This window comes from Enhygromyxa salina, from assembly GCF_002994615.1.
Classification (GTDB): Bacteria; Myxococcota_A; Polyangia; order Nannocystales; family Nannocystaceae; genus Plesiocystis; species Plesiocystis salina_A.
On record NZ_PVNK01000217.1, the window covers coordinates 1 to 5,571 of the forward strand.

Sequence of the window (5,571 nt, forward strand, 5' to 3'; positions counted from 1 at the left end):
AGCTGCTCGCGCATGGTCCCGCCGCCCGACCCCGACGCCGGCGAGACCATGCGCGAGCAGCTGGCCAAGCACCGCGAGGATCCGCTCTGCGCCCAGTGTCACGACATGATCGACCCGATCGGCCTCGCGTTCGAGAACTACGACGCGATCGGCGGGTTCCGGACCCAGGACAAGGGCTTCGACATCGACGCCAGCGGCGAGATGCCGACCGACGGCGACCCCTTCGTCAACGCGGTCGAGATGGCGGATCTGCTCGCGGTCGACGAGGAGTTCCCCCACTGCACGGTCCGCAAGACCTTCATCTACGCCCTCGGTCGCGGGCTGACCCTCGACGACGTCGACTACCTCGAGGCGATCGAGAGCGAGTTCATCCTCGCCGACATGCGACTCCCGGATCTGATCAAGTTGATCGTCACCAGCGACCCCTTTACCCAGCGCCGCGGCGAGCCGGAGGGCAACTGACATGCGACTGCTACGCAAGCGTCACCTCGGAACCCACTTCTCTCTCGTCGCCGATCGCCACGCCCAGGCCCGGCAGCGCGACGGCTTCACCCGTCGAGCCTTCCTCGGCGGCGCGGGCGTGGCCCTCGGGCTGCCCGTGCTCGAGTCGCTCGCGCCGCGCAGCATTCGCAAGGCCCACGCGGGCGGCGCTCCGGACCTGCGCCTCGTCACCTTCTACGTGCCCAACGGCATCGACATGGACGACTTCGTCCCCCAGTCGACCGGGCCCGACTACGCGCCCACGGCGATCCTCCAGCCGCTGTTCGACATGATGGTCGAGCAAAACACGCTGGTCCTGTCTGGCCTCGACAACGAGCCGGCCAAGCCCGACGGCCCCGGCGATCACGCGGCCGGGACCGGCGGCTTCTTGACCTGTCGCCACGTCAACAAGTCCGAGACCGACATCGTCAACGGCATCTCGATGGACCAGGTGTTCGCCAACCACCTCGGCGACGCGACCTCGATCGCGAGCTTGCAGCTCGGGATCGACGGCGGCGCGAGCGTCGGCAACTGCGACAGCGGCTACTCCTGCGCCTACTCCCGCAACATCTCGTGGGCCGACGAGGGCACGCCGCTGCCCAAGCTGACCTCGCCGCAGGTCGCCTTCGACCTGATGTTCGGCGGCTACGATCCCGCCGCGACCGCCGAGGAGATCGCCCGCCGCCGCGCCTACCGGATGAGCATCCTCGACTACGTCGAGCAGGACGCGACCGCCCTGCAGTCGAAGCTCGGCGCGACCGACCGGATCAAGCTCGAGCAGTACCTCGACGGCGTCCGCGACCTCGAGCTGCGGATCCAAAACTCGGGCGACGGCCCCGTGTGCGACACGGGCAGCTTCTCCTACACCTTCGCCGACTTCCCCAGCCACGTTCAGGTCATGCTCGATCTGATCGTCCTCGCGCTCAGCTGCGACACGACGCGGGTCGTCAGCTTCATGCTCGGCAACGGCGCGAGCGGGCGCAGCTATGACTTCCTCGGCGTCCCCGGGGCCCACCACGACATCAGCCACCACGGCTCCGACCCGGCGCTGCTCGACCAGCTCCGGATCATCGACACCTGGGAGGTCGCGCAGCTGGCCTACCTGCTCGATCGCATGCGCGCGGTGACCGAGGGCGACTCGAACCTGCTCGAGAACTCGCTGGTGTTCTTCTCCAGCGAGATCGAAGACGGCAACAGCCACTCGCACTACAACATGCCGATCATCTTGGGTGGCAGCGCGGGCGGCCAGCTCATCAACGGTCAGCACCTGAGCTTCGACAACGGCAAGGTCTCGGAGCTGTTCATCACGATGCTCCAGAGCTTGGGCGTGGACATCGCGAGCTTCGGCGACGACGGCAACGGGCCGCTGGCCGGGATCACGGTCTGAGCCAGGCGGAGGACGCCGAGCGCTGGCGATCTGATCTGATCTGATCCAATCGGATCGGATCTGGATCGCCGGCTCGAGACTTCTCCCCTGGGCTTCGGGCACGCGGCCCTCGAGGCCTAGCTGCTAGCACCCCGGGCTGCTAGGGCATGTCTTGCTCGCAGACGTCCATCACGCACACCAGCTGATCGTTGCAGGTCATGTTGCCGTAGCAGGGGCAGCCGAGCTCACCGGTCGGGCACGGCAGCATCTCGCAGATCCCCATCGTGCACTCGAGCTCGCCGCTGCAGGTCATGTTGCCGAAGCACGCGCAGCCCTCGTCGCCCTCGGGGCAGTCGGCCACGCAGGCGCCATCTTCACACGAGAGCCCGTCGTCGCAGGTGTCGTTCGGGAAGCACTCGCAGTCGAGCTGCCCCTGCATGCACACGAGCTCGACGCAGCTGTCGTCGACGCACTCGAGCTCGCCGTCGCAGGTCATGTTGCCGTAGCAGGGGCAGTCCTGGGAGCCCGGCGGACAACTCTCGGGCACGCACAGGTCGGCGTCACACTCGAGCCCCTCGTTGCAGGTCATGTTGTCGAAGCAGGGGCAGTCTTGGGTGCCCGGGGCGCAGGTCTCGGGCACGCACACGCCGTCCGTGCACTCGAGCCCTTCGTCGCAGGTCATGTTGCCGTAGCACGCGCAATTGGCCATGCCGACGTCGCACAGGTCTCCGTCGCCGTCTCCGTCTCCGTCGCCGTCCCCGTCTCCATCACCCTCGCCCGTCGTTTCGGTCCCCTCGGGGAAGATGCAGGTCCCGTCGACGCACAGCAGGTCCCCATCACACGAGCCGTCCGTCTCGCAGTCACACTGGTGCTTGCCGGTCGGACACTGCTCGTCCTCCGCGGGGGTGCCGCAGCCCAAGAACACGCCCGCGACGAAGCCCAGGATCAGGTTGAACCTCAGGTCCATGGGCGCAGCATACAAGAGACCCGCCGCGACGACCGCGACCTGCTACGCGGTCTTCTCGCTGTCGGCGCCGACCCAGACCCCGTGATAGGTCTGGGGGATGCGCTGGTCGAACCACAGCTTGGCGACTGGCCCGCGCTCGGGCTCGTGACCGTCGAGGACCGCGACGAAGCTGCGATCGCTGTCGCCGTCGTGACACAGGCTCAGGACCCACACGTCGGTCTCATCGTCGCCTCGGCCCCGCGGGACCGGGATCGGCTCGCCGCTCTTGATCCCAGCCGCCGGCATCCACGCGCGCAGGGTCCCGCGCTCGGGCTCGATCCGGCCCACGCCCTCGCCCGTCTCGGGCCCCTCGGGCTCGACGCTGACCCACGCGAATTGGTGCGCGCGACCTTCGACCGCCGGGTGGACCCGCGGGAACTCGACGCCAGCGTCACCGCGGAGCTCGAAGCGGACCCGGCCGGCGTCAAGGTCGATGAATGCGCGCTGGTATCGAGGCGGATCGCTGCGCCGAACTCCGGTCGCGATCGCGTCGAGCGAGCCAAAGTCGGCGTAGCGGCACAGATCGAGGACCAGATCGTTGCCGTGCGCGAAGCCGTTGGCGAAGTGCCAGACCCAAAAGGCATCGCAAGAGATGCGCTTGGGTCGCTCGGGCTCGGCGAGCGGCACGACGATCAGCTCGCAGCCGAGCGCGGGGGTCCAGCGCAGCATCTTGGCGATCCCGCCGATCCCGAGCAGCGCCCGCCACATGATGAGCTCGACCGGGCAGATCACGAACACGAGGTGGGTGGAGGTCGCGACGAAGTCGTGGACGAGGGTGTTGTGGGGGAGGTCGATGGCGCCGATCTGGCGGACCGGCCCGGCGTCGGGCAGCGCGTAGAGATCGAGGCCGCAGTGCTTGCCGTAGCGGACCCCGAAGTTGAAGGTTGTCTCGAGCTCGGCGACGCGGTGCGGGTGCGCAGAGAAGGTCCGCGCGACCACGCCGAGGTCGCGCTCGCCCGCGACCGCGAGGGTCTCGGGGTCGAGCTCGGTCGGGCGGGCGCCCTCCATCAGCGCATAGAGACCGCCGTTCCAGGCCCAGGCCGAGGTGTTCGCGGTGTTCTTGGCTCGACCCGTGAAGTTGTTGCGTAGCTGGCGAAGGGTCGACGCGCCCGAGCCGTAGAGCCGGCGTCCGGCGGCCTCCTCCTCGCGGTAGCCCTCGCTCTCGATGATCTGCGTCGCGCCGCGGGCCCCACCGGCCGCCACGCGGACCGCGGTGATCGCCCCGTCGGCGTCGAAGGGGTGGTCCACGCGGACGCCGAAGCGCTCGAACAAGCCCGGCCCGACCCGATAGAGGGTTCCGGCCAGATCCGAGGGTAGCTCGCCCTCGACCTCCAGCGCCTCGAAAGAGTGGGTTCGACCAAGATTGCGCGGCGAGGAGGGGTTCGACATCGCGATCGAAGATGACCGATCCGCTCGACGCTGTCACGCAGCCGAGCTCATTCCGCGCGCGACTCCCTCGAACCCCTCCTGCTGGACACCCGCGCGGCGTTCCAAGCCTGCGGACTCGCCCTCGACCTGCGAGGGGCAGCCTCGCCAGCGCAATGGACTGCGCTCACCGACTGAGTTTGGCCGGCTCGTCGTCGCCCGCCTCGTCGACGCGGCGCTCCGACGATCCGGGCCCCTCGTCGCGGGGGACGTAGACCGTCAGCGAACCAACGTAGTCGCGCTTGCCCAGCTCGACGCCGCGCATCCGCAGCAGCGCGTAGGCGGTCGTGGCGTGAAAGTAGAAGTTGGGGATCGACAGCTCCATCAGGTAGTCCTCGCCATCGATGATCCTGCCGGGCAAGAACGCGAGCGCGACCGGCCGCCGCCCGGCGCCCTCGAACTGCACGGGTGACAGGCCCTCGAGGAACTCCGCGACCGACGCGATCCGCTCGCGGTGCCCGGCGAGGGTGACCGTGGTCGGCTCGAGGTCCGGGACGTCGGCCCCCGCGAGCCACCTCGCCGCCAGCGTCGCGGCCTCGCAGCAGCTCTCGATCTGGAAGCTCAGCGGCCGCATGTCGGGGCTGAGCCGGAAGCTCAGGAGCTCGTCCGCCGACATCTTCCGGGTCGCGGCGAAGACCTCGGCCTCGTCGAGCCACGCGTCGAGGTTGCGGAGCATCTTCGACATCTGGGCGACAGCGGCGTAATAGGTCGACATCGAGCCAAGCGTGGTCTGGCAGCCGTGAAGCGGTCAACCGGCGGCCACCGCAAAGTTCGCGGCGACCGACGCCAAGCTCGAGTCGCGCTTCACCGACGCGACGCGCAGCTCATTCGCTCCATCGCCCGGGCGACGCTCGCGTCGTGGCGACCGTCCGGATGGCGGCGACGATGCGCGCGCCAGTGGACGCACGCGGCGTCGATGTCGCGAAGGTGGCGGTCGGGCAGCGAGCCGATCTCCGAGGCGACCAGCTGACGCGAGCGCCGGCTCCAACTTGGCTGCTCGGCGGCCCGCAGCCGCTCGAGCGCGGCCTCAAACGCCCCCTGCCGACGCAGCTGCGCGATCTCGTCGAGGAGCTCGGCGCGCTCGCTCGGCGCCCAGCTCGCGCCGAGCTCGAGCCGTCGGCGCAGGTACGGCGGCGATGGCCCAGCACGAGGAGCTGCTCGGGCGGGGTAAGCACTCGGTGAGGACATCTGTCGCCAGCGAGCGTAGACGCCGACGATCGGCAGATGCCAACTCGACGCGTAGACCCTCGAGACCTCGCCTCCCTCGCCGCCAAGCGCCGTTGGACCCGTCCAG

At 69.1% G+C, this 5,571-nt stretch carries 5 protein-coding genes and 1 pseudogene; 2 read left to right on the top strand and 4 right to left on the bottom strand.

Features of this window, described 5'->3' with window-relative positions:
• Together ENSA5_RS25285 and ENSA5_RS25290 are read left to right on the top strand one after the other, a co-directional pair.
• Positions 1–462: DUF1588 domain-containing protein (locus ENSA5_RS25285; protein WP_146156102.1), on the top strand; the 462-nt coding region annotated here is incomplete at its 5' end.
• A gap of 1 nt (position 463) precedes the next feature.
• On the top strand, positions 464–1,867 hold the full coding sequence (locus tag ENSA5_RS25290) for a DUF1552 domain-containing protein (RefSeq protein WP_106394266.1): 1,404 nt from the start codon (positions 464–466) through the stop codon (positions 1,865–1,867).
• Between the two features lie 139 nt (positions 1,868–2,006).
• Here the strand turns inward: ENSA5_RS25290 and ENSA5_RS25295 are convergent, their stop codons facing one another.
• The 4 genes and pseudogenes from ENSA5_RS25295 to ENSA5_RS38230 form a co-directional block, all read right to left on the bottom strand.
• Positions 2,007–2,813 (bottom strand): hypothetical protein, encoded by an 807-nt coding sequence (locus ENSA5_RS25295; RefSeq protein WP_106394267.1) that lies wholly within the window; start codon positions 2,811–2,813, stop codon positions 2,007–2,009.
• Positions 2,814–2,855: 42 nt separating this feature from the next.
• Positions 2,856–4,241 (bottom strand): carotenoid oxygenase family protein, encoded by a 1,386-nt coding sequence (locus ENSA5_RS25300; RefSeq protein WP_106394268.1) that lies wholly within the window; start codon positions 4,239–4,241, stop codon positions 2,856–2,858.
• A gap of 163 nt (positions 4,242–4,404) precedes the next feature.
• Positions 4,405–4,992, bottom strand: coding sequence for a DUF1993 domain-containing protein (locus ENSA5_RS25305; protein WP_106394269.1), 588 nt, complete (start codon positions 4,990–4,992; stop codon positions 4,405–4,407).
• An 89-nt stretch (positions 4,993–5,081) separates the two neighbouring features.
• Positions 5,082–5,571: pseudogene (locus ENSA5_RS38230) on the bottom strand (hypothetical protein); the annotation flags it as partial.